The sequence below is a fragment of the Ensifer sp. LBL genome (assembly GCF_050435225.1).
In the GTDB taxonomy this organism is placed as follows: domain Bacteria; phylum Pseudomonadota; class Alphaproteobacteria; order Rhizobiales; family Rhizobiaceae; genus Ensifer.
Map to the genome: position 1 here is coordinate 46,502 of NZ_JBNDJY010000009.1, position 26,588 is coordinate 73,089.

Annotated in this window: 23 protein-coding genes; 13 read left to right on the forward strand and 10 right to left on the reverse strand. The window is 62.4% G+C overall.

All coding sequences use genetic code 11. From position 1 onward, the window contains the following. The first annotated feature begins 60 nt into the window (after positions 1-60). The 3 genes from OKW20_RS28885 to OKW20_RS28895 are packed head-to-tail and all read left to right on the forward strand — an operon-like array spanning position 61 to position 5,944. Positions 61-1,812 carry a type I secretion system permease/ATPase gene (locus OKW20_RS28885; RefSeq protein ID WP_429177723.1) on the forward strand — a complete coding sequence of 584 codons (1,752 nt, stop codon included), beginning with the start codon at positions 61-63 and terminating at the stop codon, positions 1,810-1,812. A gap of 40 nt (positions 1,813-1,852) precedes the next feature. Further along, on the forward strand, positions 1,853-4,558 hold the full coding sequence (locus OKW20_RS28890; RefSeq protein WP_429177725.1) for a calcium-binding protein: 2,706 nt from the start codon (positions 1,853-1,855) through the stop codon (positions 4,556-4,558). 60 nt (positions 4,559-4,618) lie between these two features. Beyond that, positions 4,619-5,944 carry an HlyD family type I secretion periplasmic adaptor subunit gene (locus OKW20_RS28895; protein ID WP_429177727.1) on the forward strand — a complete coding sequence of 442 codons (1,326 nt, stop codon included), beginning with the start codon at positions 4,619-4,621 and terminating at the stop codon, positions 5,942-5,944. Between the two features lie 11 nt (positions 5,945-5,955). Here OKW20_RS28895 and OKW20_RS28900 read toward each other — a convergent pair whose 3' ends face one another. Next, on the reverse strand, positions 5,956-6,204 hold the full coding sequence (locus OKW20_RS28900; RefSeq protein WP_429177729.1) for a hypothetical protein: 249 nt from the start codon (positions 6,202-6,204) through the stop codon (positions 5,956-5,958). Position 6,205: 1 nt separating this feature from the next. Here OKW20_RS28900 and gdhA point away from each other — a divergent pair, with 1 nt between their 5' ends. Then, positions 6,206-7,552, forward strand: a complete 1,347-nt coding sequence (gene gdhA / locus OKW20_RS28905) for an NADP-specific glutamate dehydrogenase (protein ID WP_429177731.1) — start codon at positions 6,206-6,208, stop codon at positions 7,550-7,552. A 164-nt stretch (positions 7,553-7,716) separates the two neighbouring features. Here the strand turns inward: gdhA and OKW20_RS28910 are convergent, their stop codons facing one another. Beyond that, positions 7,717-7,923, reverse strand: a complete 207-nt coding sequence (locus OKW20_RS28910; RefSeq protein ID WP_043612491.1) for a hypothetical protein — start codon at positions 7,921-7,923, stop codon at positions 7,717-7,719. Between the two features lie 483 nt (positions 7,924-8,406). On the opposite strand from OKW20_RS28910, the gene OKW20_RS28915 reads away from it, so the two are divergent. Next, positions 8,407-10,143 (forward strand): ABC transporter permease, encoded by a 1,737-nt coding sequence (locus OKW20_RS28915; RefSeq protein WP_429177747.1) that lies wholly within the window; start codon positions 8,407-8,409, stop codon positions 10,141-10,143. 10 nt (positions 10,144-10,153) lie between these two features. Further along, positions 10,154-11,497 carry an AAA-associated domain-containing protein gene (locus OKW20_RS28920; protein WP_429177752.1) on the forward strand — a complete coding sequence of 448 codons (1,344 nt, stop codon included), beginning with the start codon at positions 10,154-10,156 and terminating at the stop codon, positions 11,495-11,497. A 261-nt stretch (positions 11,498-11,758) separates the two neighbouring features. Here the strand turns inward: OKW20_RS28920 and OKW20_RS28925 are convergent, their stop codons facing one another. The 5 genes from OKW20_RS28925 to OKW20_RS28945 all read right to left on the reverse strand — a co-directional run bounded on the left by OKW20_RS28925 (position 11,759) and on the right by OKW20_RS28945 (position 16,734). Continuing rightward, positions 11,759-12,808: a sn-glycerol-3-phosphate import ATP-binding protein UgpC gene (locus OKW20_RS28925; protein WP_429177754.1), complete on the reverse strand. Its 1,050-nt coding sequence runs from the start codon at positions 12,806-12,808 to the stop codon at positions 11,759-11,761. Next, on the reverse strand, positions 12,808-13,656 hold the full coding sequence (ugpE, locus tag OKW20_RS28930; protein ID WP_429177756.1) for a sn-glycerol-3-phosphate ABC transporter permease UgpE: 849 nt from the start codon (positions 13,654-13,656) through the stop codon (positions 12,808-12,810). Before ugpE ends, OKW20_RS28925 begins: the two co-directional genes overlap by 1 nt. Positions 13,657-13,663: 7 nt before the next feature. Then, positions 13,664-14,545, reverse strand: coding sequence for a sn-glycerol-3-phosphate ABC transporter permease UgpA (gene ugpA / locus OKW20_RS28935; RefSeq protein ID WP_043612503.1), 882 nt, complete (start codon positions 14,543-14,545; stop codon positions 13,664-13,666). 68 nt (positions 14,546-14,613) lie between these two features. Continuing rightward, positions 14,614-15,918, reverse strand: coding sequence for a sn-glycerol-3-phosphate ABC transporter substrate-binding protein UgpB (gene ugpB / locus OKW20_RS28940; protein ID WP_043612506.1), 1,305 nt, complete (start codon positions 15,916-15,918; stop codon positions 14,614-14,616). Positions 15,919-16,269: 351 nt separating this feature from the next. Continuing rightward, positions 16,270-16,734, reverse strand: a complete 465-nt coding sequence (locus OKW20_RS28945) for an Lrp/AsnC family transcriptional regulator (protein ID WP_043612509.1) — start codon at positions 16,732-16,734, stop codon at positions 16,270-16,272. A 126-nt stretch (positions 16,735-16,860) separates the two neighbouring features. Between OKW20_RS28945 and alr the strand changes: the two genes are divergently transcribed. From alr to OKW20_RS28960, 3 genes are read left to right on the forward strand one after another with little or no spacing between them, the layout of a single operon-like run. Beyond that, on the forward strand, positions 16,861-17,991 hold the full coding sequence (alr, locus tag OKW20_RS28950) for an alanine racemase (protein WP_429177762.1): 1,131 nt from the start codon (positions 16,861-16,863) through the stop codon (positions 17,989-17,991). Between the two features lie 24 nt (positions 17,992-18,015). Continuing rightward, a complete protein-coding gene (locus tag OKW20_RS28955) occupies positions 18,016-19,266 on the forward strand; it encodes a D-amino acid dehydrogenase (RefSeq protein WP_429177764.1) in 1,251 nt (416 codons plus the stop codon). Between the two features lie 37 nt (positions 19,267-19,303). Continuing rightward, positions 19,304-19,684, forward strand: a complete 381-nt coding sequence (locus OKW20_RS28960; protein WP_192449836.1) for a RidA family protein — start codon at positions 19,304-19,306, stop codon at positions 19,682-19,684. 150 nt (positions 19,685-19,834) lie between these two features. Here OKW20_RS28960 and OKW20_RS28965 read toward each other — a convergent pair whose 3' ends face one another. Next, the gene (locus tag OKW20_RS28965) at positions 19,835-20,014 is read right to left on the reverse strand and encodes a hypothetical protein (protein ID WP_429177766.1); all 180 of its coding nucleotides are present in this window, start codon (positions 20,012-20,014) and stop codon (positions 19,835-19,837) included. A gap of 97 nt (positions 20,015-20,111) precedes the next feature. Here OKW20_RS28965 and OKW20_RS28970 point away from each other — a divergent pair, with 97 nt between their 5' ends. Continuing rightward, positions 20,112-21,023 (forward strand): hydrogen peroxide-inducible genes activator, encoded by a 912-nt coding sequence (locus OKW20_RS28970; protein ID WP_043612521.1) that lies wholly within the window; start codon positions 20,112-20,114, stop codon positions 21,021-21,023. Positions 21,024-21,075: 52 nt separating this feature from the next. Here the strand turns inward: OKW20_RS28970 and OKW20_RS28975 are convergent, their stop codons facing one another. After that, positions 21,076-22,065 (reverse strand): sodium-dependent bicarbonate transport family permease, encoded by a 990-nt coding sequence (locus OKW20_RS28975; RefSeq protein ID WP_429177768.1) that lies wholly within the window; start codon positions 22,063-22,065, stop codon positions 21,076-21,078. A 509-nt stretch (positions 22,066-22,574) separates the two neighbouring features. On the opposite strand from OKW20_RS28975, the gene OKW20_RS28980 reads away from it, so the two are divergent. From OKW20_RS28980 to OKW20_RS28990, 3 genes are all read left to right on the forward strand, one after another. Further along, positions 22,575-23,585: a serine hydrolase domain-containing protein gene (locus OKW20_RS28980; RefSeq protein ID WP_429177770.1), complete on the forward strand. Its 1,011-nt coding sequence runs from the start codon at positions 22,575-22,577 to the stop codon at positions 23,583-23,585. A gap of 49 nt (positions 23,586-23,634) precedes the next feature. Then, the gene (locus OKW20_RS28985) at positions 23,635-23,874 is read left to right on the forward strand and encodes a L,D-transpeptidase (protein ID WP_402322533.1); all 240 of its coding nucleotides are present in this window, start codon (positions 23,635-23,637) and stop codon (positions 23,872-23,874) included. A 122-nt stretch (positions 23,875-23,996) separates the two neighbouring features. Continuing rightward, positions 23,997-24,302 (forward strand): hypothetical protein, encoded by a 306-nt coding sequence (locus tag OKW20_RS28990; RefSeq protein ID WP_043612527.1) that lies wholly within the window; start codon positions 23,997-23,999, stop codon positions 24,300-24,302. Positions 24,303-24,476: 174 nt separating this feature from the next. Here the strand turns inward: OKW20_RS28990 and OKW20_RS28995 are convergent, their stop codons facing one another. Beyond that, positions 24,477-26,525, reverse strand: a complete 2,049-nt coding sequence (locus tag OKW20_RS28995; protein ID WP_429177775.1) for a bifunctional aldolase/short-chain dehydrogenase — start codon at positions 26,523-26,525, stop codon at positions 24,477-24,479. Between the last annotated feature and the right edge of the window lie 63 nt (positions 26,526-26,588).

Here is a 26,588-nt window from a genome sequence, read left to right on the forward strand (position 1 = left end):
ATCCCGGTCGGCTGAGGCCGGCCGGGATGGAATGCGGGGCGGGCAAAAGGGGTTCTCATCATGAGCAAGAAGAAAGAGCCGCAACACAAGATTGGCGGCATGCGCGGTATCCTCATCTATCTCTTCGGTCTATCGGGCATCATCAACATCCTGGCGCTGACCGGCGCCTTCTACATGCTGCAGATCTATGACCGGGCGCTGACCAGCGGCAGCATCTCGACACTGGTGGCGCTCTCCGTTCTGGCGGTCGGGCTTTACCTGTTCCAGGGTCTGTTCGACGTCATCCGTTCGCAGATCCTGGTGCGTCTCGGCGCCCGGCTCGACGCGGAACTGGCACCGCTCGCCCATAAGGTGGTGATCGAAATGCCGCGCTTCGGCTATTCGACGGCGGAGGCGACCGAACGCGGCCGCGATGTCGACACGCTGCGCGGCTTTCTCGCCGGCCAGGGACCGGTGGCGCTGTTCGATCTGCCCTGGATCCCGATCTATCTCGCCTTCGTCTGGCTGCTGCATCCGATGCTCGGCTACCTCACGCTCGGCGGCGCCTTGGTTCTGGCGCTGCTGACGCTGATCGCCGAAGTGATGACGCGGCGCCATTCCAGCCCGACGATAAAGGCCTCGGTGGCGCGCAGCTCGATTGCCGAGAGCAACGCCCGCAACAGCGACGTGCTGCACGCAATGGGCATGACCGGCCGGGCCGTGGCGCGCTTCGAGAAGGCCAACCGCCGCCACCTCGACTGTCAGACCAAAACTTCCGACATCGGCGGCACCTTGTCGGGCCTGTCGAAGGTGCTGCGCATGATCCTGCAATCGGCGATCCTCGGGCTCGGCGCCTATCTGGCGATCCGCGGACAGATGTCGGCCGGCTCGATTATTGCCTCGTCGATCGTGACCGCCCGGGCGCTGGCGCCGGTCGACCTGGCAATCGCGCAGTGGAAGGGCGTCGTTGCCGCCCGCCGCAGCTATCACCGCCTCAACGAGACGCTCGGCGTACTCGACGAACGCAGCGGCAATCTTGACCTGCCGGCACCGCAGCAGAGCCTTAGCCTCGACAAGGTGACGACGGTCGCGCCTTCGACCGGTGCTGTGCTTCTGAGCGAGGTGAGCCTGGAGCTGAAGGCCGGCCAGGCTGTGGGACTGATCGGCCCGTCGGGTGGCGGCAAGACGACGCTCGCCCGCACCATACTCGGCATCTGGCCGGTGCTGCGCGGGGCCGTGCGCATCGACGGCGCCGATCTCAGCCAATGGCCGGAAGGGTTGTTCAACCAGCATGTCGGCTACCTGCCGCAGGACGTGGCGCTGATGGATGGCACCGTGTCCGACAACATCTCGCGCTTCGCCGAGGCGCCGAACGCGCGGGCGATCATCCGCGCCGCCAAGGCCGCCGGCATTCACGAGATGATCGTGCACCTGCCGAACGGCTACCAGACCGAGCTTGGTCCCCATGGAACCGCCCTGTCCGCGGGCCAGAGACAGCGCATCGCCTTGGCACGCGCACTCTATGGAGACCCTTTTCTCGTGGTGCTCGACGAGCCCAACTCCAACCTCGATGCCGAAGGTGAGGAAGCGCTCAACCGGGCGATCCTCAATGTGCGCGAGCGCGGCGGCATCGTCGTCATCGTCGCCCATCGCCCGAGCGCCCTGCAGACGGTCGACATGATCGGCCTGGTGCAAGGCGGTCGGTTGGTCGCCTTCGGTCCGAAAGAGGAGATCCTGCCGTCGCAGAAGACCCGGCCATTGGTGGTCGAAAAGACGCGGCGCGCGGACGCTGGCGGACAGCCGCCGCAACGGGTGTCGGCGGCGGCCGAGTGAGAGACCCTGAGAGGTTCGGCCGCAGGCCGAGGAGGATGTCATGGACGAAAAGCTCATCCTGAAGCGCCCCGACAGCCAGCAGGCGATCGCGCCGATGAACCGGTACGCGATCGCCGACAAACCCGAGCGCAAGCGTGGGCGGCTGGTGCTGTCAGCGCTGTTCCTCGGCGCGCTCGGTTCGGTGTTCGGCAGCAAGGAAGGCGAAAGCGAACCGGCAAAGCACGACCCGGATCCCGCACCTGTCGGTCCCGGCCAGCCGAGCGACGTGCTCGACATGTCCGGGGCGCTCGGGGCGATCGAGGATGCCGCCGCCTACGTTCAGTCGCTGCTGCAAGACCTGGCGTTTCCGGAAGAAGCCATCCCGGCAAAGCTCGGCCGCCTGCGCTCCTCGGTGCGGCTTGCCTTCGATGACGGCCAGCCCACAACCGACCTCATCGACGAGCGGCCCTACAAGACAGGCGCACGCCCCGCCAACGACAACGGCCCGCTGGATTTCGACTTCCCCGGTCTGGCGTCCTTCGGCAGTTCGCCACCCGGACGGGAGGGGGGCGATGACGATGATGATGATGATGATGACGGCGGCAGCCCCGGCGGTGGCGATGACGACGACGATGATGATGACGAGCCCGGTGGTCCCGGCGATGGTGACGATGACGACGACGGCAGTGCTCGGAGCAATCGCCTGCCTGTTGTCACCGGACGCAATGTGCTCGCCAACGGCCTGATGAACCTCTCGGCCGTCATCCTGTTGAATGACCTGCTCACCAACACGGTCGATCCGGACGGCGACGGGCTGTCGATCGCCAACCTGACGGTATCCAATGGTTCTATCCGCTCCTACGGCGAGGGCATGTGGCTCTATACGCCGGGGCGTGGCGATCTCGGCGAAGTCACCTTCACCTATTCGGTCTCGGATGGCACCGGCCGTACCGTCAACGGCGCGTCGATGACGCTGATGGACTGGCCGGCGAACGAGATCCGCGGCACCGAGGGCGACGACGTGATGCGTGGCACGCCGCAGAAGGACATCATCGCGGCCCTTGGCGGTGACGACATCGTCTATGGCCGCGAGTCCGACGACATCATCCTCGGCGGCAGCGGCGACGACACGCTGCTCGGCGGCGATGGCAACGACACGATTTATGGTGAAGCCGGCAACGACCGCCTCTTTGGCGGGCGCGGCAACGACATCCTGTTCGGCGGGGCGGGGGACGATCATCTCTATGGCGAGGAGGGAGACGATATCCTGCTTGGCGAGGCCGGCGACGACTATCTCTCCGGCGGTGCTGGCAACGATCGCCTGTTTGGCGAGGAAGGCCGCGATGTTCTCGATGGCGATGCCGGCAACGATCTCGTCGACGGCGGAGCCGGTAACGACCGGCTGACCGGCGGTTCCGGCGAGGATACAGTGCTTGCCGGTGCGGGCGACGACATCATCGTCACCGGCCTTACCGCCGAGGAAGCGCGCAGCGCATCGCCGCCCGCCAGCGACGGTAACGACCGCTATTCCGGTGGCGAAGGCCATGACACGCTCGACGCCAGCAGCGCACAGGAGACGGTTTTCATCGATCTCGCCGCAGGCACTGCGACAGGCGCGGAAATCGGCTCCGACACGATCGAGAGCATCGAAAGCGTGATCGGCGGTTCCGGCGACGACCGGATCACCGGCGACGAGGGCTGCAACACGCTGATCGGCAATGACGGCAACGACGTGATTGCTGGAAATGCCGGCGACGATACGCTGATTGGTGGCAAGGGCGACGATGTCGTCTCCGGAGGCGCCGGCAACGACACGATCCTGGTGCTCGCCTTCGATGGCAGCGGCGACGCTGACGATGACGGCGATGACACCTATAGCGGCGGCGATGGCATCGACACGCTCGATCTGTCCGCGCTGGTGCAGGCGGTTCTCGCCGATATGGAGGCCGGCATCGCTGAAGGCGACGAGATCGGCGAGGATCGCATCGAAGACTTCGAGATCATCGTCGGCGGGCGCGGCAACGACCGGATTTCCGGCAGCCGCGGCGACGACATGCTGTTTGGCGGAAACGGAGACGACAGGCTGCGTGGCCGCGACGGCGATGACGTGCTCGTCGGCGGTGACGGCGACGACGAACTGAAGGGCGAGGATGGCAACGATACTTTCGTCGTGGTCCTCCTGCCCGGCACCGACGACGGAGACGATACGATCGACGGCGGTGACGGCGTCGATCGCTACGATGCCTCCGCAGCGACGCAGGCCGTGGTGATCGATCTCGACCGCGGCATTGCCACGGGCGTCGAGATCGGCAACGACAGCCTGAGTTCCGTCGAAACCGCGATCGGCGGCAAGGGCGACGACATCATCGTCGCCAGCAATGCCGTCAACTTCCTGGCCGGAGGTGCTGGGGCGGACATCTTCGTCTTCCGCAGCCTCGCCGCCCTTGCCAATGGCGGGGAGGGGCGCGATGAGATCCGCGACTTCCAGGTCGGCGACCGCATCGACCTGTCGAAGATTGCCGAAGCCATCGGCGGCCTCGCCTTTGCGCCCTTTGCCGACGACGGCAGCCCGGCGCCGGTCAACCGCATCACCTTCTATCACGAGACTTTCAGCGACAGCGAGCGCACGGTCGTGCGCGCCGTCATCGATCTCGAGCGCGACGAGGACCTCGAGTTCCTGATCGCCGGCCGCCACGCGCTGACCGAGCAGGACTTCATTCTCGCCGCCATCGAGACGGCCGGGGAGCAGCAGAGAGACGCCGTCTAAGCAATCGCAAACACACCACCAGCATCAACCAGAGATGTCACGCGTTACCGGGAGAAGGCCATGATCAGCAGAGAGAACGAGAGCAGGACCACCAAGGCCGAAGACAAGATCGCGAAGGACAGCAGCCAGTTCGGCATCACCTCGCGCATCGTCGTCTCCGCCGCCTTTGCCGCCACTCTGCTTTTCGGCGTCGGCGGTTGGGCCGCCCATGCCCGGCTTTCCGGGGCCGTGATCACCCAGGGCCAGGTCGCCATCTCCCAGCAGGTCAAGCTCATCCAGCACCGCGACGGCGGCATCGTATCCGAGATTGCAGTGCGCAACGGCGACCAGGTCAGGAAGGGCGACGTGCTCATCCGTCTGGACGAGACACAGACCCGGGTGGAGCTTGCGATCGTGCGCGGCCAGTTGCAGCAGTTCTACGCCATGCGAGCCCGGCTGAAGGCCGAGCGGGATGGCGAAGCGGCCGTCTCCTTCGAAGGCCTCGATGTCAGCGAGGTACTGAAGGTGAGCGAACTCAAGCTGTTTGAGGCCAACCGCCGGATGATCACCAGCCAGGAAGAGCAGATGCGCCTGCAGATCACCCAGCTCGAGGAGCAGATCCGCGGCCTCAAAGCCCAGACCGGCTCGAGCGACGCCGAAAGGGAAATCGTCGAGAAGGAGATCGCCAAGCTCGAGACCTTGCTGAAGAGCGGCCTGGTGCCGGTCTCCGAACACCGCGACCTGCTGCGGCAGATGGCCCGCATCGACGGCTCCAAGGGCGAACTCGTTGCGCGGATCGCAGAAGCAGTCGGGCAGATCAGCGAACTGCGCATCAAGCTGCTCGCCATCGACCAGAACACCCGCAAGGAAACCCAGACCCAGATCGTCGGCATCGAGGCGAAGATCGCCGAACTCAGCGAGCGCGAGGTCGCTGCCCGCGACCGGCTGTCGCGCATGGACGTGCGCGCGCCCGTCGATGGCCTCGTCTACGACCTGCAGGTCCACACGATCGGCGGCATCATCGCTCCCGGCGCCAGCGTGATGTCGATCGTGCCCGAGGACGATGATCTTACTGTCGAAATCCGCATCCCGCCGGTCGACATCGACCGCATCGCACCGGGCCAGGCCAGCCGCCTGCGTTTCACTGTCTTCAACCAGCGCACGACCCCGGAACTCGATGGTCGGGTCGGTGTGGTCGCCGCCGCAACGACGATCGATCGCGCCACCGGACAACCCTACTATCTCGCCACGGTCGACATCACCCAGGCGCTGGACAAGCTCGGCGACCGCAAGCTGATGCCGGGTATGCCGGTCGAAGTCTATGTCCAGACGGACGAGCGCACGGCCATCTCCTATCTCACGAAACCGTTTACCGACCAAATGCTTCGAGCTTTCCGAGAGGAGTGACGTTCAGTTCATCACCGGAAGCTTACGCACTTTGCCCTGGAAGAGGAGGCGTTGTCGGAGAGGCGACCGAGCACGGTCGCCTCTATCTCGGGCGTGCCTGTCAGAGTGACGCCTTGCGCACCTTTTTCCATGAAAAACCAGCGCGCCAGGTCGGCAATCACGAATTGCATGGTGACGGGAAATAAATCTTCACTTGCCGCTCTGCTTCCGATAATGCGCGAGGGTCTGCGCATAGAACCTGCGCGCATGAGGAGAACCATCTTGAATGTCGATGAGAAGCTGGAACCAATTCTGACGGAAGTGCTGAGGCGCAACGCCGGCGAGCTGGAATTTCACCAGGCCGTACGCGAAGTGCTTGAAAGTCTGGGGCGTGTCATTGCCAAGCACCCGCGCTATGCGGAACAGGCCCTTATAGAACGGATCTGCGAACCGGAGCGGCAGATCATCTTCAGGGTGCCTTGGGTCGATGACGCCGGGCAGGTACAGATCAACCGCGGTTTCCGCGTCCAATTCAACTCGGCGCTTGGACCCTATAAGGGCGGGATACGTTTTCATCCTTCCGTCAACGTCGGGATCATCAAGTTCCTCGGTTTCGAGCAGACCTTCAAGAACGCCCTGACGGGCATGCCGATCGGCGGCGGCAAGGGCGGTTCCGACTTCAATCCGAGGGGCCGTTCGGATGGGGAAATCATGCGATTTTGCCAGTCGTTCATGACGGAGCTTCATCGACACCTGGGCGAATATACCGACGTTCCTGCCGGCGATATCGGCGTCGGAGGCCGGGAGATCGGCTACATGTTCGGCCAATACAAGCGGCTCACCAACCGGTACGAGGCCGGCGTGCTGACAGGCAAGGCGCTGATCTACGGCGGCTCGCGTGCGCGCAAGGAGGCAACGGGCTTCGGCGCGACCTATTTCGTCCAACGGATGCTCAGCACCAAGGGCCTCGATTTCGAAGGCAAGCGCGTGACCGTATCGGGATCCGGAAACGTCGCCATCTACACCATGGAAAAGGTTGCGGAGTTCGGCGGCAAGATCGTGGCGTGCTCCGACTCCAACGGCTATGTCGTCGATGAGGACGGGATCGATCTCGAACTGGTCAAGCAGATCAAGGAGGTTCGCCGCGAGCGGATATCCGAGTACGCCAGACTGAAAGGCTCCAGGGCGCACTATGTGGAGGGCGGTTCCGTCTGGGACGTTCCTTGCGATGTCGCGATGCCCTCGGCGACCCAGAACGAGCTGACGGGCAAGGACGCCCGCACCCTGGTGAAGAACGGCGTCATTGCAGTGGGTGAGGGGGCAAACATGCCGTCGACCCCCGAAGCGGTTCGCATCTTTCAGGATGCAGGGGTCATGTTTGCCCCTGGCAAGGCCGCCAATGCGGGCGGTGTTGCGACATCGGCTCTCGAGATGCAGCAGAATGCCTCTCGCGACAGCTGGACGTTCGAGCAGACCGAAACGCGGCTTGCCATTATCATGCAGTCGATCCACGACCGTTGCGCCGAGACCGCCGAGGAATACGGCAACCCCGGCGACTACGTCCTCGGAGCCAACATTGCCGGCTTCGTCCGGGTCGCCGAAGCCATGGACGCGCTCGGCGTGATCTGATGCTTCAATCTGGAGGGAGCCGGCCTGCGTCGGCTTCCTTCGACAATACGCATCGGGCCTTGGGACGCTGAAGATCGGTCCCGATCTCGTTGGGAGATATCCGTACCGTCCGCTAATCGCGGATCGCGAGACGGGAACGGGAGCCAATTCGGCGCAGATTGAATTTATGAGGCGACGAGACCGTCGAAGACCTCGAGCATGGCCTCGCTGATCGCCTTGCCGAGGGCAGCCGCGGTTTGCGACAGGGCTTCTTCGTCTGCGCCCTGGGCTGCGATTGCGAAGGCCGCACCTTCTCCCGTCACGATTTCCTGTGCGCGCTGAATGGCCCAAAGTGCAAAGTCGTTGCGATCGCTGATTTCTACCGTTTCCATTGTGTCCTCTGATTGTCCGCGTGGAATTCTTGCCGGTTTGCCGGGCAGGGTGGCCGAGACCTCGAGCCTAGCTTCCTAGCCGGCCTGGCCCATCTAAACCGTCAACGGCGCGCTGCCAAAGGCAGAAGCCTGGGAGCAGGGCGTCTTGAAGCCCTAAAAAACGTTACCCCGGCTATCCGCCCATTTCCTCCGACTGTCAATCCGCAGTCGATGCAGCTCCGCGATTGCCTTCGCCTTATCAAAGGGTTCTGGCCTTCTCTTGAGACGTCCCTCCCGCCTCGGACGGACAGTATCATCGATCGTTCGGCCTGCAGCGTTACCACCTTGACTATGCTTTCATGCAGCGCACAATCACCCGAGATAGGCTCGGATTGAGAGAAGAGTCGCGAAAATTCACATCGTCTGCGGTCGCCCGTTCGGCTCACGGTTTTGTGGAAGCGGTAGTATTGAGACTTGCTTGCATTCGTTCAACGGGGCGTAACAATGGCCACGCACCACGCCGCAATGGAAGCCGTTCGCCGCTCGGGCTATGCGCCCAATTTTTGGGATTTCTTCGCATTTTGCCTGTTCTTTGCAACGCTCGTCCTGATTGCCCATGGCGGACATGAGGCGTTCGCCCCGCTCTCATCGCTTTCGACCGCACCCGTTTCACTCGATCCGGCCATGCTGCCGGAATATGCGTTACGCACAACGATGCGCATGCTGGCGGCAATTGCAGCCTCGCTCGCCTTCACCTTGATCTATGGGACGCTGGCCGCCAAATCCCGGCGGGCGGAGGTCGTGCTGATTCCGTTGCTCGACATTCTGCAGTCGGTGCCGGTGCTCGGTTTTCTGTCCTTCACCGTTCTCGGCTTCATGTCGCTTTTCCCCGGCAACGTCTTCGGGGTGGAGCTTGCAGCGATCTTCGCCATCTTCACCAGCCAGGCCTGGAACATGACCTTCAGCTTCTACCAATCGCTGAAGACCGTGCCGGCCAACCTCGACGAGGCGGCCCGCAGCTTCCGGCTTTCGTTATGGCAGCGCTTCTGGCGGCTCGAAGTTCCTTTTTCCATGCCGGGCCTCGTCTGGAATACGATGATGTCGATGTCGGGCGGATGGTTCTTCGTCGTGGCGTCGGAAGCGATTTCGGTCGGCAACACCACCATCACGCTGCCAGGTGTCGGCTCCTACGTCGCGCTTGCCATCGCCCAGCAGGACCTCGTCGCCGTCGGCTGGGCGACGGCGACCATGTTTGCGGTGATCCTCATCTATGATCAGTTGCTCTTCCGTCCGCTCGTGGCCTGGAGCGACAAATTCAGGGTCGAACTCTCCGCCGGCAGCGCCGCGCCGCGTTCATGGCTCCTGGACGTGGTGCGCAGAACGCGATTGTTGCAGGTTCTGCTCGTGCCGGCCGGGGCGATCGTCGGGCGTATTCTGCAGCGGCGGCTGGCGGTTCCTTCACTTGTGCCCACCCGGCTGAGCGGGGTTACAATGACTGCCTGGGCGGATCGCGCCTGGTTTGCGATCGTCGCTCTCGTTGCAGCCTACGCCTTCTGGCTGGTCGCACGGTTCATCGCGACCGAGCTTGCCTTTGCAGATGTCGTCGCGGTCGCCGGGCTCGGGCTTCTGACCATGCTGCGCGTGATTGTTCTGATGGTGTTTGCGACGCTGGTCTGGGTGCCGATCGGCATCTGGATTGGACTGAGACCGCGCGTGGCGGAGCGCATGCAGCCCCTGGCGCAGTTCCTGGCGGCGTTCCCGGCCAATATCGTGTTTCCCTTTGCCGTCGTCGCCATCGTCCGCCTCGGGCTCAACCCGGAAATCTGGCTCTCCCCGCTCATGATCCTGGGCGCCCAGTGGTACATCCTGTTCAACGTGATCGCCGGGGCCAACGCCTTTCCCAACGACCTCAAGGAGGCGGCGGCAACGTTCCGGATCCACGGCTGGAACTGGTGGCGCAAGGCCATCCTTCCGGGCGTTTTCCCCTACTACGTGACGGGCGCGATCACCGCGAGCGGCGGCGCCTGGAACGCCTCGATCATCGCCGAGGTCGTGAACTGGGGCGACACGACGCTCACGGCGCATGGCCTCGGCGCGTATATCGCTGCGGCGACGAGGGTCGGTGACTATCCCCGCATCGTGCTCGGTATCGCCGTCATGTCCTTGTTCGTCATCCTGCTCAATCGGTTGGTCTGGCGGCCGCTCTATGCCTTTTCAGGCCGGCGCCTGCGTCTTGAGTAAGAGGTTCCAGATGGATTTGGCCGACACCACAAGCTCTTCTGTCCGTGCCGCGAAAAACCAGCTTCTGGAACTCGAAGGCGTGCGGCAGACCTATAGCAAGAGCGACAGTCCTGATCTTGTGGTGCTCGACGACGTCGCGCTCAAGATCACCGAAGGCGAAATCGTCGGATTGCTCGGGCGTTCCGGCTCCGGAAAGTCGACGCTGTTGCGCATTGTTTCCGGTCTGGTTACGCCAACCGCGGGAAGGGTGCTCTGGCGCGGTCATACGGTGACGGGGCCGAGCGAAGGCATTTCCATGGTGTTCCAGAGCTTTGCACTCTTTCCGTGGCTCACCGTGCTTCAGAATGTCGAACTCGGGCTTGAGGCGCTTGGCGTGCCGACAGCCGAGCGCCGCCGCCGCGCGATCGATGCGATCGACCTGATCGGCCTCGACGGCTTCGAGAGCGCCTATCCGAAAGAACTGTCGGGGGGCATGCGGCAACGTGTTGGCTTTGCCCGCGCACTTGTCGTCCATCCAAGCCTCATGCTCATGGATGAGCCCTTTTCGGCGCTGGACGTGCTGACGGCGGAAACGCTGCGCACGGACCTCATCGACCTCTGGATCGAAGGGCGTCTGCCGATCAAGTCGATCTTGATGGTGACGCACAACATCGAAGAGGCGGTGCTCATGTGCGATCGCATCCTGATCTTTTCGTCCAATCCCGGCCGGGTTGCGGCGGAGATCGCGATCGACCTGATCCATCCACGCAACCGGCTGGACCCGGCGTTCCGACAAGTCGTTGATGACATCTACGCGCGAATGACACGGCGGGCGCCGCTGGAAAAAGTGGAGAAGCCCATTTCGGGCGGCTTCGCCGGGACCGGCATAGCGATGGCCTTGCCCCGGCTTTCGACCAACCGTCTCTCGGGCCTGATCGAAGCGCTCGCGCAGGCGCCTTTCGACGGCGAGGCTGATCTTCCCGATCTCGCCGCAAGCCTGCAACTGGAGGCGGGCGAACTGTTTCCGATCCTCGAAGCCCTGCAGCTCATGCGTTTTGCCGAGCTGGAAGCGGGGGACGTCAAGCTGACGGAGGCGGGGCAGCGCTTTGCCGCTGCCGAAGTCGACAATCGCAAGCGCCTGTTTGCCGAGCACCTTCTAGCTTACGTCCCGCTTGCAGCCCTTATCCGGCGCGTGCTCGACGAGCGGCCAAGCCACCACGCACCCTTTGCGCGCTTCTCAGAAGAACTTGAAGACTACATGTCGGAAGACGATGCCGAACAAACCGTGCGCACGGTCATAGCATGGGGCCGTTATGGAGAACTCTTCGGCTATAACGAGGAGATGCGGCAGTTCAACCTCGACGACCCAAGCTGAAACGTTGGGCAGGAAGCGATCTGCCGATGCGTGGACCCACCCAATCTGCGCCTTAAGTCGCATAACATACATTATGGAACTAATCTGCGAGCGTCCTTTCGGACTGTTTTAGCGAGACGCCCTGAAAGAAACGACCACAGGGCAAACCTCTACGCTCCCTGTGGTCGTGACCATAGCTCCCAACGTCCTCCAACAATTCAACAGTCTACGCTCGCGATACATCAACGAACCTCTGCTGATCTCGCGCCGACCTTCCGGCCATCATCCATGCCGGTTCCCGCTACCGTCAAACATATGGAGTGCTTCTGTGTTCGCCCCGACCTTCACCTCGTCACCGATCTCGTTGCGCGCGCGCCCGGAAACGCGAAAGACCAACTCGTCTCCGTTTTGGAGGCGACCGTGTATGAGGCTTTCGGCGCCGACCAGTTCGATGCCGTCGATGCGAACCGTCGCTTCGAAGGCTCGCGCCGGGGCATCGGCTGACATCGGCGAAATGTCTTCCGGACGGACGCCGAGCGTGTAGTCGCCATTCGGGCGGGCCGCATCCGAGGCGAGCGTCCATCCCGCCGATAAATTCTTGCCGTGCAGCAGGTTCATCGACGGCGAGCCGATGAAAGTGGCGACGAAGGTGGTTGCGGGCTTCTCGTAGAGTTCCAGTGGCGTGCCGACCTGCTCGATACGACCGGCGCTGACGACGACAAGCCGGTCGGCAAGGGTCATCGCCTCCATCTGATCGTGCGTGACATAGACACTCGTCGTTGCGAGCGAACGTTGCAACCGCTTGATTTCAATGCGCATTTGCCCGCGCAGCTTCGCATCGAGGTTCGACAGCGGCTCATCGAACAGAAACGCGGCGGGTTGGCGAACGATCGCCCGCCCCATGGCAACGCGCTGACGTTGGCCGCCCGAAAGCTGCCGTGGCTTGCGGTCGAGATAGGGCTCGATTTCGAGCGTGCGCGCGGCCGTGGCAATGCGCTGCTCGATCTCGGCCGCCGGTGTCTTCCGGTTTTTGAGCCCATAGGCAAGGTTCTGGCGCACCGTCATGTGCGGATAGAGCGCATAGTTCTGGAAGACCATCGCGATATCACGCTCGGCCGGCTCGACATCGTTGACGCGACGCCCGCCAATCAGGATATCTCCGCCGCTGATGTTCTCGAGCCCGGCGATCATGCGCAGCAGCGTGGACTTGCCGCAACCGGATGGCCCGACAAGAACGACGAACTCTCCGTCCTTGATGTCGAGCGAAACGCCCTTGATCGCTTCCACCGTGCCATAGGTCTTGCGGACGTCATTCAGGGTAATTTCAGCCATTACTTTTCTGTCTCCACAAGACCTTTGACAAACCAGCGCTGCATCAGCACGACGACGAGGATCGGCGGGATGATCGCAAGGATCGCCGTCACCATCACATAATTCCAGGGCGTCGAGGCGTCGGTAAAATCGATCATCCTCCGGAGCCCGATGATGATCGTGTTCATCTTCGCGTTGTTGGTGACGAGCAGCGGCCAGAGATACTGGGTCCAGCCATAGATGAAGAGGATAACGAAGAGCGCCGCGATGTTCGTTGCCGAAAGCGGCAGCAGGATATCCTTCATGAAGCGGAACGGACCGGCATTGTCGATGCGCGCCGCTTCCACCAGTTCCCCCGGTATCGTCAGGAAGAACTGGCGAAAGAGGAACGTTGCCGTCGCCGAAGCCATCAGCGGCAGCGTCAGCCCTGCATAGGTGTCGATCAGGCCGAGATCGACGATCACCTTGTAGGTCGGCAGGATGCGCACCTCGACCGGCAGCATCAGGGTGATGAAAATCATCCAGAAGAACAGCATCTTCAGCGGAAAGCGGAAGAACACGATCGCAAAGGCCGACAGGAAGGAGATGACGATCTTACCCACGGCGATCGCGATCGCCACGACCGTCGAATTGAACAGCAAACGCTCAAGGCTGACGCCGACGACGCGCTCGACGCCGCCGCCGACCGCTTCCCGATAGTTCTCGACGAGGTGATCTCCGACGACGAGCGACATCGGCGGCCGCACGATCTCGATCGAGCTGTGGCTCGAGGCGACGAAGGTATAGTAGATCGGCAGCGCGACGATGATGATCCCGATGACGAGTATCAGGTGGCTGATCGCAGTTGATATGGGACGATTCTCGATCATCGGCGCCTCACGAATAGTGGACCCGCTTCTCGACGAAGCGGAACTGGAACGCCGTCAACGCAATGACGATGACCATCAGGATCACCGACTGGGCAGCCGAGCTGCCGAGGTCGAGATTGACGAAGCCATCGTTGTAAACCTTGTAGACGAGCGTCTCCGTCGCCTTGGCGGGGCCTCCGCCGGTGACCGCGTGAATGATGCCGAAGGTATCGAAGAAGGCGTAAACGGTGTTGACGACGAGCAGGAAGAACGTAGTTGGCGCGAGCAACGGGAAGACGATGGTCCAGAACCGCTTGGTGCCGCGGGCGCCATCGATGGCTGCCGCTTCGATGAGCGACTTCGGGATTGCCTGCAGCCCGGCGACGAAGAAGAGGAAGTTGTAGCTGATCTGCTTCCAGGCTGCCGCGACGATCACCAGGAACATCGCCTGGTTGCCGTTGAGCAGCGGATCCCACGCAAAGCCATTGCGGCGCAGAATGTAAGAGAAGGTTCCCATCGCCGGGTTGAACATGAACAGCCACAGCATGCCGGCCACGGCCGGGGCAACCGCATAGGGCCAGATCAGGAGCGTACGGTAGACGTTGCGCCCGCGCACCACCCGGTCGGCCGCCGTTGCGAGCAGCAGCGCGAGCGCCATCGACAACAGCGCTGTCGCAACACTGAAGGCCACCGTGACCTTGAGCGAATGCAGATAGTCGGGATTGGCGAGGATCGCCCGGAAGTTGGCGAGACCGACGAAGCCGGATTTCAGGCCGAACGGATCCTCGCGCAGCACCGATTGGTAGAGCGCCTGGCTGGCCGGCCAAAAAAAGAAGATGACCGTCAAGACGATCTGCGGTGCCAGCAGAAGATACGGCAGCACCTTGTTTGGAAATACGACGGACTGCATGGTCTCCCCTCCCCATCAAAAACCAGTCCGCACCGCCTTGCGGGCGATGCGGACATTTCGTTTGGAGGTCAGTTGCCGATCGCCGTCTTGATCGCAGCGTTTGCCTTCACGACACCTTCGCTGAGCGCGGTCTTGGCATCCTTCTGGCCGGCAAGCATCGCTTCGAACTCTTCGTTGAGGATGTCGCGAACCTGCGGAAGGTTGACCAGGCGGACGCCCTTGGAGTTTTCGGTCGGTGCCTTGCCCATCATCTGCTTGATCGGCGTCTCCCGGCCCGGGTTCTTTTCGTAGAAGCCGGACTTCTTGGTCTCCTCGTAGGCTGCAAGCGTCACCGGCAGGTAGCCAGAGACCTGGTGAAGCTGGGCCTGAGTTTCCGTTTTCGAGAGGAAGTGGAAGAACTCGGCCACGCCCTTGTATTCGGCGTCGCTCTTGCCGGCGAAGACCCAGAGGCTTGCACCACCGGGGATGGTGTTCTGCGGGCCATGGCCTTCATAATAGGGAAGCTCGCCGACACCATAGTTTATGCCCGACTTGACGATGTCGCCGAGACCACCGGAGGATTCCGTCAGAATTGCGCACTCGCCCGACATGAACAGCTGCTTGGCCTCAGAGGTGCGGCCGCCGTAGCGGAACGTGCCGTCCTTGGCGAGATCGGCGATCGACTGGAAATGGTCGACAAAGAGCGGCGCGTCGATCTTCAGTTCCACTTCGAGGCCGGCAAGCCCGTTTTCGTTCGTGCCGTAGGGCACGTTGTTCCAGGCAGAGAAGTTTTCGGTCTGGATCCAGGTCAGCCAGGTCGAGGTGAAGCCGCAATTTGCTGCCCCGCTCGCCTTGATTTTCTTGGCCGCTTCGAAGACCTCGGGCCAGGTGGCCGGCGGCTTGGCCGTATCGATGCCGGCTTTCGTAAAGGCGTCCTTGTTGAAATAGAGGATCGGGGACGACGAGTTGAAGGGGAAGGACAGCATGGTCCCGTCAGCCTTGGAATAATAGGCGACGATGCCCGGCAGGTACTGGTCCTTGTTGAACTCGTAGCCGCCCTTCTGAAGCACTTCCGCCACGGGTACCACGGCGCCTTCGGCGCCCAGCATCACGCCGCTGCCGGCGTCGAACACCTGCAGGATCGCGGGAGCCTGCTTGGAGCGGAATGCAGCAATGCCCGCGTTCAGCGTCTCGCCATAGGTGCCCTTGAAGACGGGGACAATCTTGTATTCCGACTGGCTTTCGTTGAATTCCTTCGCAAGCCGTTCAACGGTTTCGTTGTTGGCGCCCGTCATTGCGTGCCACCAGGCAAGCTCCGTCGCCGCGAAGGCGTTCGGGGCGACGAAGACCGACATCGCAGATGTGGCCGCAAGCGTCCATTTCAAAACTCTCATGGCGTTTCCTCCCAATATTGAGACGACAAGTCTCGGTGCTCAGTCGCGTTGATCCTCCTCAATCAGTCGCGCCTGACTTTCGCAGCGAAAGTGCGCTGATTAAAAACGAACGCTAACGAACCTGCAAGAGAAAATAGAATGCAGAATTCGCAAATTTCCACCTTCGGAATATTCGTTCTGTTTCATATAGGAACGTTCGACGCTCGATCGTGCCGAGCGCGGTGCAAATCACCAATCACGCACACCCTGCGCGACCGACTTGCGGCTGATGGGCTTGCCTATCTCCTCGCGTCGACGCTTGTCGCCCTCCTGCTCTGCTAGGGACGGCCGCGCGGGTTCCGGGATTGCGGCCTATCGACGTGCCTTGGGGCGTGTCGCAAGAACGTTGCGGATTGCAAAGCTCGAATGGATTCTGGAGACCCCCGGTAAGGCCGAGAGGATCTCCTTGTGGATGCGCTCGAACTCGCCAGCATTGGCGACTTCGACGCGCAGCAGATAGTCCGATCCGCCAGTCATCAGAAAACATTCGCGTAGCTCGGGATGCCGTCGCACCGCCGCCTCGAACCGGTCGAGATAGTCCTCTGTCTGTCGGTCCAGCGTGATGTTGATGATAACGGCAATGGTGGCCTCGACGTTCGAGGTGTCCACAAGGGCGGTATAGCCGCGAATGACGCCGGACTGTTCCATCAGTTTTATCCGCCTCAGACAGGCGGAGGGCGAGAGCCCGACCTCGCTTGCGAGGCTGGCGTTGCTCCGGCGCGCATCCAGGCGCAGCAGCCGCAGGATATTGCGGTCTATGGTGTCGAGCGCAGTCATTGCAGATTATTCCAATTCGTGATCGTTTCATTCAAAGATCACGAATTGGCGCAACGATCAATCGACAATTCGTCGACAATTCTGCGATCGTTTCACTACCCTCCGGGCAGGTTGGGAGGCTCGGCCATGGACGGCGCAGTCAGGGAAAATACGCAGCAGAAAGCGATCAAGAGCGGCGCCTCGGGCTACCTCACGATCGACCTTGCGGCGCTGGTTCGCAATTACGACCGGCTGGTGTCTGAAATTGCGCCGGCGCGGGCCGCAGCCGTCGTCAAGGCGGATGCCTATGGCCTTGGCGCAGACCGGGTCGCGGCGCGCCTTTATGACCATGGCTGCCGGCATTTCTTCGTGGCCCAGTTCGTGGAGGCTCGGCGCCTGCGACCGCAGCTTGCCCGCGATGCGATGATCTTCGTCCTGAACGGCCTGCAGCCGGGCAACGAGCTCGCCTGCGCCGACGACGGTATCGTACCGGTGATCAATTCCCTTGAGCAATTGCGGCAATGGGCCGGTGCGGCGGTAAATCTCAACCGCCGGCTCCCTGCGGCGCTGCAGTTCGACACGGGCATGTCGCGGCTCGGCGTCCCGCCGCAGGAACGACCGGCGGTCGCCTCGATGCTGCGGACCTGCGGCATGATCGACATCCAGTTCGTCATGAGCCACCTGGCCTCTGCCGACGACGTCTTGAGCGAGCAGAACGGCAGCCAGCTTGCCGAACTCCGGCGCATCGCAGCGGAGTTTCCGGAATACGAGCTGTGCTTCGCCAATTCCGGCGGAATTTTCCTGGGCGAAGCCTATCACGGCGTGCTGGTTCGGCCGGGGATCGCGCTTTATGGCGGGGCTCCGACGGATGGTCACCCAAACCCGATGGAGCCGGTCATCAAGCTCGATGTCGCGGTGGTGCAGACGCGTGAAGTGCCGACCGGTGCGCGCGTCGGCTATGGCGGCAGCCATGTCGCCGCAAGCCCGACCCGGCTTGCCACCATTGCCGCCGGCTATGCCGACGGCCTGCCGCGCAGCCTGACCGATCGCGGTGCGGTCTATTGCGACGGCATTCGCTTGCCGATCGTCGGTCGCGTGTCGATGGACAGCATCACCATCGACATCTCGGCCTTGCCGGAGGGGCGCCTGCAACTCGGCAGCCTGGTGGAGGTCCTTGGGCCCAACCAGACACTCGAAGACATCGCACGCGATGCCGGCACTATCTCCTACGAAATCCTGACCGGTCTCGGCCATCGCTACGAACGGCAGTACCGCTGAGCTTCCTTTGTTTTTGAGGACATCATGAAAGTTATCGTTCTCGGCGCCGGCATCGTCGGCGTCACCTCGGCCTACCAGCTTGCCAAGAGCGGACACGAGGTCACCGTCATCGATCGCCAGCCCGGGCCGGCGCTGGAGACGAGCTTTGCCAATGCCGGCGAAGTTTCCTTCGGCTACTGCTCGCCCTGGGCGGCACCCGGCATTCCGATGAAGGCGATGAAATGGCTGTTCATGGAGCACGCGCCGCTCATTCTTCGTCCGAAGGTCGATGCCGCCATGATCTCCTGGATGATCAAGATGCTCTCGAACTGCACGTCCGGGCGCTACGCGATCAACAAGAGCCGCATGCTAAGGCTTGCCGACTACAGCCGCGTCTCGCTCGCCGCGCTGCGCGCCGAAACCGGCATCGCCTATGACGAGCGCATGCAGGGAACCCTGCAGCTCTTCCGCACCCAGGCCCAGCTCGACGCCTCCGGCAAGGACGTCAAGGCGCTTGCCGCCGACGGCATCCCCTACGAGGTCCTGGACCGCGACGGCTGCATTCGCGTCGAACCGGCGCTGAAACATGTGCGCGAGAAGATCGTCGGCGGCCTGCTGACGCCGAAGGACGAGACCGGCGACTGCTTCAAGTTCAGCAACGAGCTTGCGAAAAAGGCGGAAGCGCTCGGCGTGCGCTTCAACTATGGCAGCATCATCCGCAGTCTCGACGTGGAAGGCGGCCGGATCAAGGGCGTCGTTACGGCGCACGGCACGCTGAAGGCCGACGCTGTCGTCGTGGCGCTCGGCAGCTTCTCCCCTCTCCTCGTCAGGCCGCAGGACATCCGCCTGCCGGTCTACCCGGTCAAAGGTTACTCGTTGACGATCCCGATCACCGACGCGTCACGCGCGCCGGAATCGACGGTCATGGACGAAACCTTCAAGATCGCCATCACCAGGCTCGGCGACCGCATCCGCGTCGGCGGCATGGCGGAAATCTCCGGCTACACCAACGATCTCGGCGAACCCCGTCGCCTGACGCTCCAGCACTCCGTCACCGATCTCTTCCCGGGCGGCGACGTGTCGAAGGCAAGCTTCTGGTCCGGCCTTCGCCCAATGACGCCGGACGGCACGCCGGTCATCGGTCCGACGAAGGTCGCGGGCCTCTACCTCAACACCGGTCACGGCACGCTCGGCTGGACGATGAGTTCCGGTTCGGCACGGGTGATCGCCGATCTCGTCAGCGGGCGTAAGCCGGAGATCGACGCGACCGATCTCGCGATCGCCCGCTACGCATAAGCGTGTTCAATTCAACCACCAATCTCGGAGACGGATCATGATCCAGGAAATCCACACCACCGATGCGCCGGGCGCCGTCGGTCCCTTCTCGCAGGCGATCAAGGTCGGCAACCTGCTGTTCGTCTCCGGCCAGCTTCCGATCGATCCGGCTACCGGAGAGTTCAATTCGGACGACGCGATCGCGCAGGCCGAGCAGTGCCTGAAGAACCTTGCGGCCATCGCGACTGCCGCGGGCACGACCCTTTCCAACACCGTCAAGACCACGGTTCTGCTCACCGACCTCGGGCAGTTCGCGGAGATCAACAAGGTCTATGCGGGCTTCTTCGCCAAGCCGTTCCCGGCCCGCGCCTGCTATGAAGTCAGCGCGCTGCCGAAGGGCGCGAAGGTGGAGATCGAGGCGGTCATCGCCATCCCGTAAGGCTTGCTGGCGCCGGACGCTGACAGGCAACCAGCGTCCGGGAAGCCAGGCAACGCGATACCGTTAAAGGTACCGACATCAGGAGCCAATCGGCCGCCGGGGAGGCGACGTCGTTTGCCAAGCCGTGGCTCGCGGTTGTGCTATCGGAGCTTACGTCGGAAGCAGACGGTTCGTGCGCTCGACGAATGCGATCTGCTCCAAAAACTGCAGCCTGAGTTTCTTCAGCGTCCAGAGACGAAAGCGATCCGGGGCGGCCCGCGCCTGTTCCTCGGCGATACGCGTTTCAATGATCGCCTTGCGGCTGCGGAGAGACTTCAGAAACTGATCCATTGCGATAGCCTTTGTTTGACTTCACGACATTCGACCAGTTCTGTTCATAGTGCCAATTCATAGTTGAAATTCCTGTGATAGGTTTTATCAATTGGGAATGGCCTATCGACCCACTCTTCGCCAGCTTGAATACATAGCGGCCCTCGACGAACTCCGGCACTTCGGCAAAGCCGCCAAGCGCTGCCACGTTTCGCAACCGACCCTTTCCGTTCAGATTGGGCTGGTCGAAAAGTCACTCGGGGTAACGTTGTTTGAACGCACCTCGACGAGTGTCGTCACGACACCGGCGGGCCAGGATGTGGCGCGTAGCGCGCGCATGGCGCTCGCGACCGTCGATGACCTCGTCGAAGGCGCCTTGAAGGACACGCAAAGCCTCGGCGGCCTGGTTCGAATGGCGACGGCCCCGACCTTTGGTCCCTATTTTCTTCCGGGCTTTCTGCCGGGCGTCCATCGAAAATTCCCGGCCTTGAAGATCTATATCCGCGAGGACCCGCCGGCATGGATCGAAACGGCGGTCGCCGAAGGTGCCGTCGATTGTGGCCTCGGACCGGCGCCGGAGCGTGCCGGCCTCAGGTTCCGGCGCATCGGCGACGAGAAGATTTTTCTTGGCGTTCCCGCCGAACACCGGCTGGCCTCGCAGACCTCGGTCAAGACCCGGGCGCTGCGAGGCGAAACGCTGCTGGCGCTCGGCAGCGGCCACCGGCTGCTCGAAAACGTCAAGCACCTTGCGGCCGTGGCGGATGCCCGGGTGATCGATGACTATGAGGGAACAAGCCTCGATTCCATCAGGCAGATGGTCTCGATCGGCATGGGCTGCTCGCTGTTTCCGGAGCTTTATGCCCGCGCGGAGTTTCGCAAGGACGACGACGTCAAGCTGATCGAAATCGAGGACTGGGCAGCTCGTCGCGAGGTCGGATTCTACTGGCGGGAAAACAGCGGAAGACAGCGCCACTACGAGATCCTGGCGCGCGAGGCCGATAGCGCCGCGCGCAAGAAGGGAATTGCCTGATGGGCAGGCCATCGCTTCTGCCCGAACCGGCAAGGCTTCGGGCTGTCGCGGGCTAAGGGGCAAGAAGACCGGCCAGTGAAATGTAGAGCGGCACGCCAATCAGCAGGTTGAGCGGGAATGTGACGCCGAGCGCCATGGTCAGATAGATCTCGGGTCTGGCTTCCGGTGCGGCCATGCGCATCGCCGCGGGCGCGGCGATGTAGGAGGCGCTCGCAGCCAGTGTCGTCAACAAAGCGGCGTTGCCATGCGACAGGCCGAGGGCCAGTGCCGACAGAAGAACAAGGGCAGCCGAAAGCGCCGGCACCCAGGCCGCAAACAGCATCAGCGGCCAGGTGAGTTTGCGCCAACCGGTGCGAAGCCCCTGCCCCGCCACGGCTCCGAGATCGAGGAGAAAGAGGCAAAGAACGCCCCTGAAGGGATCGACCAGGAAGCCGGACACGTCGGAGAGCCCATCCCTGCCCGTCACCGCGCCGATGACGAAGGCGCCGAGCAGAACGACGATCGTCACGTTGAAGAATACCTCCTGCATGACCGTGCGATCGGCACGCTTCACGCTGGCTTGTCCGCCAGCACCCACACGTTGCAAGAGATAGACGGCGCTGATGATGGCCGGCGCTTCCATCGCGGCCGCAACCGCCACCATGGTTGCGCTGAACTCGATGCCAGATCGGGTCAGGGCATCGGTCGCGGCCGTGAACGTGACAATGGAGATCGAGCCGTAATGCGCAGCGATCGCTGCCCGATCGGTTGCCGGCAGAGGCGATACCAATCCGAGAAGACGAAAGGCGGCAAACGGCGTCGCCCCGGATAGAACCACCCCGACGAGCAGGCACAGGAGCACTTCGGTGGAGAGGGCATCCATCGCGACCGCCGCTCCCCCCTTGAAGCCGATCGCCAGCATCAGGTAGATCGCAATCATCTTTGAAACGCCGCTCGGCAGAGCGATCGATGCGCCCAGGATCGAGGCGCCGAACCCGAGACAGAAGAAGAGCACGGGCGCCGAGAGCAGGGTCTGCTCGACGATAGACAGATAAAGGTTCATCGGAAGCCGTCAGGTTGGTGTTCTTAAAAAAAGAAGCGATGCAGACCTCGGTCGCACCGCCTCAAACCTGCAAGGATACGGCGCCTTGCAGTTGCTTTCCTTGTCTGCGGACATTGCCGCGGGACTTGTTCGTCTCGTCCCTTCGGCCGGCATTTGTCATAGATGGGTCTCATAGGACAAATTCATTGTCGCTATTGTAGAAATAGATCGAAACTATTGATTGCGGCCGGGCGGCACGATGCTTGGTTAGGCGAGCGAGGGCGCCGTCGCCCGCCCGATCATGCCAACGAGCGCGCAATCTCGCCGTCCAACGGAGGCGTCCGTGCGATCGCTTGTCTTGGCCAAATGCTGACGCAAAGCCGACAAGGCCTTGTCCTCCACGAGACACACCGCGAGCGCCCGGCGCATTTCCACCGCGCGGAAGAGCCGGCTCTTACAGTTCCGAGTGGAATGTCTGCTTCAACAGACACACACACGACTGACGTTGGTACAGTTCAACAGGGTCCCATATGCCGTTAGACGAACAAGCACTCGGACAGAAACTGAAAGCAAGTTTTGACGCGGGCGATCTGCCTGGTCTGCATGGCGCAATCGTCGATCTTCGGGGCCGCAGGTTCGCCGAAGTCTATTTTCCGGGGGCTGACGAGCGCTGGGGTGAGCCTGTCGGCTATCGCGATCATGGACCCGAAACGCTGCACGATCTTCGCTCGATATCCAAATCGGTGGTCGGCTTGCTGTACGGGATCGCTTTGGCCGAAGGCAGAGTTCCTGCACCGGAAGCCCCCCTCTACCCGCACTTCCCGCAATACCCCGATCTCATGCATGAGCCCGGTCGCGACCGGATCCTGATTCGACACGTGCTGTCGATGCAGATGGGGCTCGAATGGGACGAAAGCCTGCCTTACAGCGATCCGCGAAACAGCGAAATTGCCATGGAGATGGCGCCCGATCGTTACCGTTTCATCCTCGACCAGCCGATCCGCGAGGCCCCTGGACGAACATGGAACTATAGTGGTGGTGCTGTGGCACTGCTGGGCAAGCTCATCGAGTATGGAAGCGGCATGACGTTGGACGCCTATGCCGCCCGGAAGCTGTTCGAACCGTTGGGGATCGGCAGATTTGAATGGGTTGCCGGCGACGACGGCGAGCCTTCCGCTGCGTCAGGCCTACGTTTGACATTACCGGATCTTGCGAAGATCGGCCGCCTCGTGGTGGATCGCGGTGTCTATGACGGCCGCCAGATCGTTCCGGCAGAATGGCTCGACGCTTCGTTCAAGCCGTGCGCGACCATCAACGAATTCATCCAGTACGGCTATCTTTGGTACGTCAAGCAATCCGTCGAGTACGCCGTTGTCATGGGCGTTGGCTATGGCGGTCAACGGCTGACTGTCGACCGATCCGCCGGTCTTGTCGTCGCCTCGTTCGCAGGTCGTTACAACGACCCGGATAGCTGGCAAACACCGATAAGGGTGCTCTTCGATTTTGCCGTGCCCGAAGCACAACGATTGCTCTCAACGTAACCTCCGGTCGATACCGCTCAATGTCATGGGCTGCCATCCGACGGATGACATGAAGAGGGACGTTCAAGGATTGCCGCAGCGGATTGCGCCGGGAGCGGACAATCCCCTCGGCGCGCGGGCGCTCTATCTGTTTCAGAATGGCAAGGACACACTCTACCGCATCCATGGCACGTCCGAGCCCTGGACCATCGGAACCGAAGCATCCTCGGGCTGCATCCGCATGCTCAACGAAGACGTTATCGAGCTCTATGGGAAAGTATCAAAGGGCGCGACCGTGGTCGTCCTCTAGATGCGTGAAGGACAGCGGTCAGGGTTCGCTGTTCTCATCCCCTCGCCCCACGCAAACTATGAGTTGACCGTTCTCAGCGCCGAGGCGACACTTGTCAGGTGCAGCAAGGCAGGAGGTAAATGATGGCTGAGGCGGACCACTGGCGTCATATGGCAAGCGCTCCGAAAAACGGGAGCCGGATCCTCGTCACGATTCGGCCGTCCGAGCAGGGCGCCGCGGAAGTCGATCTCGCCTATTGGTCGAAAGGTGATCAGTTCGGGACTGAAGGCTGGCGCGCCTCCGATTCCTCGCCCGGCCGCATCATCGAGTATCCCGAGCCTGAGTTGAAGTGTTGGATGCCGATGCCCACGGCCAATCTCGATCGCGCTGCGATGCCGTTGCCTTGGGAAGGCGAGGACGAGCAGGAACTGGACGGCTCCGGGATCTAGGAGCGCCTGCGCCGAATCGTTGGCTGAGCCCTGCTTGTCAGCGGCGGCATAGGTTGTTGCGTGGCCGATTGCCTTGGCTACGGCGACACCACTGTCGGCCGCAGATCGTGCCGATGTGTTTCATTTCGTTGGGCACGGCCGCGGTGGTTCTCACCGCGGCCGCCCATTATCCTTCTATCGCATCATCGCCGCGACATTGCCGCCGTCGACGGTGATGACCGCGCCTGTGCTTGTGCGCGCCTTGGCAAGGTGCACGAAGGCTTCGGCCACATCCTTGGCGGCGACTTCGCGGTGGACGAGGTTGCCGCGCATGTAGGCTTCCGGCGTGATGCCGCGGGCGCGGCTGCGCTCCTCGACCATCTGGTCGGTCATGAGGCCGGTGCGGATACGATCGGCGTTGACGGCGTTCGAAGTGATGCCGTCCGCGCCATGCTCGACGGCGTATTGCCGCATTAGTGCCATCAGCGCCGCCTTCGACGTGCCGTAGGGACCGAAATCGGGGCCCGGATTGACCGCCTGCTTGGAGACGTTGAACACCAGTGCGCCGCCGGTGCGTTGCGCCTTCATAACCCTGGTTGCTGCCCGAGCGATGTAATGGTGTCCCCAGAAGTTGAGGGCGAAGGCTTTCTCGAAGAGTTCGTCGGCGACCTCGATCATGGCGCCCTGGAAGGCGGCACCCGCGTTCGAAATGACGATGTCGATACCGCCGAAATGTTCGGCGACGCCGGCGATAGCGGCGTCAACGGCCTGAGGATTGGTCACGTCGCAGGCGACGCCAAGCCCTCCGAGCCGGGCGGCCTCCTTCTTGACCGTCGCTTCGGCAAGATCGACGAGAGCGATTTCTGCACCTTCCGCGCGCAGCGCCTCGGCAATCGCAAGGCCAAGGCCGCCGGCCCCGCCGGTCACGACCGCGACCTGCCGGCTGAGCGGCTTCTCCACCTGTTTCGTCAGCTTGACCTGCTCGAGCGACCAGTATTCGATGTCGAAGAGATCCTGTTCCGACAGCGCTTCGAAGCTCTCGATTCCTTCAGCATTACGGATGACGTTGATCGTGGCTTCCGCGACATCGGCGCCGACGCGTGCGGCCTTCTTGCTGGGGCCCGCCGCAAAGAGGCCGACGCCGGCGACGTAGAAGACGCGGGGCATCGGGTCGAGCATCTTCTTGTTGCCACCGACGCGCGCGTTGTTGCGCTCGAAATAGGCGCGGTATTCGGCGACGTAGTCGGCCACGGCCGTGCGCACCGTCTCCGCCCAGGCGGCCATTTCGCCTGCAACCGGCGCCGGCAGGACCAGCCCGAAGCGCTTGATGTGGATGACATGCTCTGGCGTCGCGTTGCCGCGGCGCGCGAGATCGCCGGCATTCTGCGCATTGCAGAACGCAAGCACCGGGTCGCTTGCCCGGTGCTCCAGCACGAAGCGTTTCGGGCAGCCTTCGACGCCGGTGTCGATCGCGATGGCGCCGCGCAGGACCGGCGCAATTTCCGCGGCCGTTGCAAGCGCCGTTGGCTGCGTCACCTGCACGAACGGACGCGGATTGCCTTCGGCAATGCGGCGTTCGGCCCGGTCGATTGCGGCGATCATCTTCTCGTAGGATTCGCGCGGGTCTTCCGACCAGGTGAAGATGCCGTGCTTCAGCAGGATCATGCCGTCGGCGGTCGGATCGGCGCGGAAAGCCTCATCGCAGGCTTTGGCAAGATCGAAGCCGGGCATGACATAGGGAACGATGATCGCCTTGGGGAAGAGTTCGCGCACGATTTCTTCGCCGTGCGGCTGGTTTGTCAGCGACACGATCGCGTTGGCATGGGTGTGGTCGATGTGCTTGAACGGCAGGTTGGCATGCAAGATCGCTTCGACCGACGGATTGGGCGCTGCCGGATCGAGCAGCAAGCGGCGCTGCAGCATGACCATGTCGTCGTCGCTGAGCGTTTGGAAACCGACCATCGCCTGGAGCGGTTGCAGGCGGACGGCGGGCAGGCCTGCCGGTTCGATCGTGCCCATGTCCCAGCCGCTTCCCTTGACGCAAAGAACCGGAATCTCAGAGCCGTCGAGATCGGTGAAAACGGTCTTTACCGACGTGTTTCCACCGCCATGCAGCACCAGTTCCGGGTCGGATCCGAGCAGGCGCGTGGTGTAGGTGCGGATCGCCAGATCACGGTTGACGCCGTTGCGGACGTAGGCGTCGACGACATCGGCATATTCGGTTTCGGACCATCTCGATTTCATGCAAAGGCTCCTCAGCTTCCGGCGGACATCACCTGCGACGGCTCCGGACAAAAATGACATGGC

Excerpts from the sequence above, each read along its gene's own strand:
- OKW20_RS28885 (WP_429177723.1), top strand. The coding sequence starts at position 61 with ATGAGCAAGAAGAAAGAGCCGCAACACAAGATTGGCGGCATGCGCGGT.
- OKW20_RS28890 (WP_429177725.1), top strand. The coding sequence starts at position 1,853 with ATGGACGAAAAGCTCATCCTGAAGCGCCCCGACAGCCAGCAGGCGATC.
- OKW20_RS28895 (WP_429177727.1), top strand. The coding sequence starts at position 4,619 with ATGATCAGCAGAGAGAACGAGAGCAGGACCACCAAGGCCGAAGACAAG.
- OKW20_RS28900 (WP_429177729.1), bottom strand. The coding sequence starts at position 6,204 with ATGGTTCTCCTCATGCGCGCAGGTTCTATGCGCAGACCCTCGCGCATT.
- OKW20_RS28910 (WP_043612491.1), bottom strand. The coding sequence starts at position 7,923 with ATGGAAACGGTAGAAATCAGCGATCGCAACGACTTTGCACTTTGGGCC.
- OKW20_RS28915 (WP_429177747.1), top strand. The coding sequence starts at position 8,407 with ATGGCCACGCACCACGCCGCAATGGAAGCCGTTCGCCGCTCGGGCTAT.
- OKW20_RS28920 (WP_429177752.1), top strand. The coding sequence starts at position 10,154 with ATGGATTTGGCCGACACCACAAGCTCTTCTGTCCGTGCCGCGAAAAAC.
- OKW20_RS28925 (WP_429177754.1), bottom strand. The coding sequence starts at position 12,808 with ATGGCTGAAATTACCCTGAATGACGTCCGCAAGACCTATGGCACGGTG.
- ugpE (WP_429177756.1), bottom strand. The coding sequence starts at position 13,656 with ATGATCGAGAATCGTCCCATATCAACTGCGATCAGCCACCTGATACTC.
- ugpA (WP_043612503.1), bottom strand. The coding sequence starts at position 14,545 with ATGCAGTCCGTCGTATTTCCAAACAAGGTGCTGCCGTATCTTCTGCTG.
- ugpB (WP_043612506.1), bottom strand. The coding sequence starts at position 15,918 with ATGAGAGTTTTGAAATGGACGCTTGCGGCCACATCTGCGATGTCGGTC.
- OKW20_RS28945 (WP_043612509.1), bottom strand. The coding sequence starts at position 16,734 with ATGACTGCGCTCGACACCATAGACCGCAATATCCTGCGGCTGCTGCGC.
- alr (WP_429177762.1), top strand. The coding sequence starts at position 16,861 with ATGGACGGCGCAGTCAGGGAAAATACGCAGCAGAAAGCGATCAAGAGC.
- OKW20_RS28955 (WP_429177764.1), top strand. The coding sequence starts at position 18,016 with ATGAAAGTTATCGTTCTCGGCGCCGGCATCGTCGGCGTCACCTCGGCC.
- OKW20_RS28960 (WP_192449836.1), top strand. The coding sequence starts at position 19,304 with ATGATCCAGGAAATCCACACCACCGATGCGCCGGGCGCCGTCGGTCCC.
- OKW20_RS28965 (WP_429177766.1), bottom strand. The coding sequence starts at position 20,014 with ATGGATCAGTTTCTGAAGTCTCTCCGCAGCCGCAAGGCGATCATTGAA.
- OKW20_RS28970 (WP_043612521.1), top strand. The coding sequence starts at position 20,112 with ATGGCCTATCGACCCACTCTTCGCCAGCTTGAATACATAGCGGCCCTC.
- OKW20_RS28975 (WP_429177768.1), bottom strand. The coding sequence starts at position 22,065 with ATGAACCTTTATCTGTCTATCGTCGAGCAGACCCTGCTCTCGGCGCCC.
- OKW20_RS28980 (WP_429177770.1), top strand. The coding sequence starts at position 22,575 with ATGCCGTTAGACGAACAAGCACTCGGACAGAAACTGAAAGCAAGTTTT.
- OKW20_RS28985 (WP_402322533.1), top strand. The coding sequence starts at position 23,635 with ATGAAGAGGGACGTTCAAGGATTGCCGCAGCGGATTGCGCCGGGAGCG.
- OKW20_RS28990 (WP_043612527.1), top strand. The coding sequence starts at position 23,997 with ATGGCTGAGGCGGACCACTGGCGTCATATGGCAAGCGCTCCGAAAAAC.
- OKW20_RS28995 (WP_429177775.1), bottom strand. The coding sequence starts at position 26,525 with ATGAAATCGAGATGGTCCGAAACCGAATATGCCGATGTCGTCGACGCC.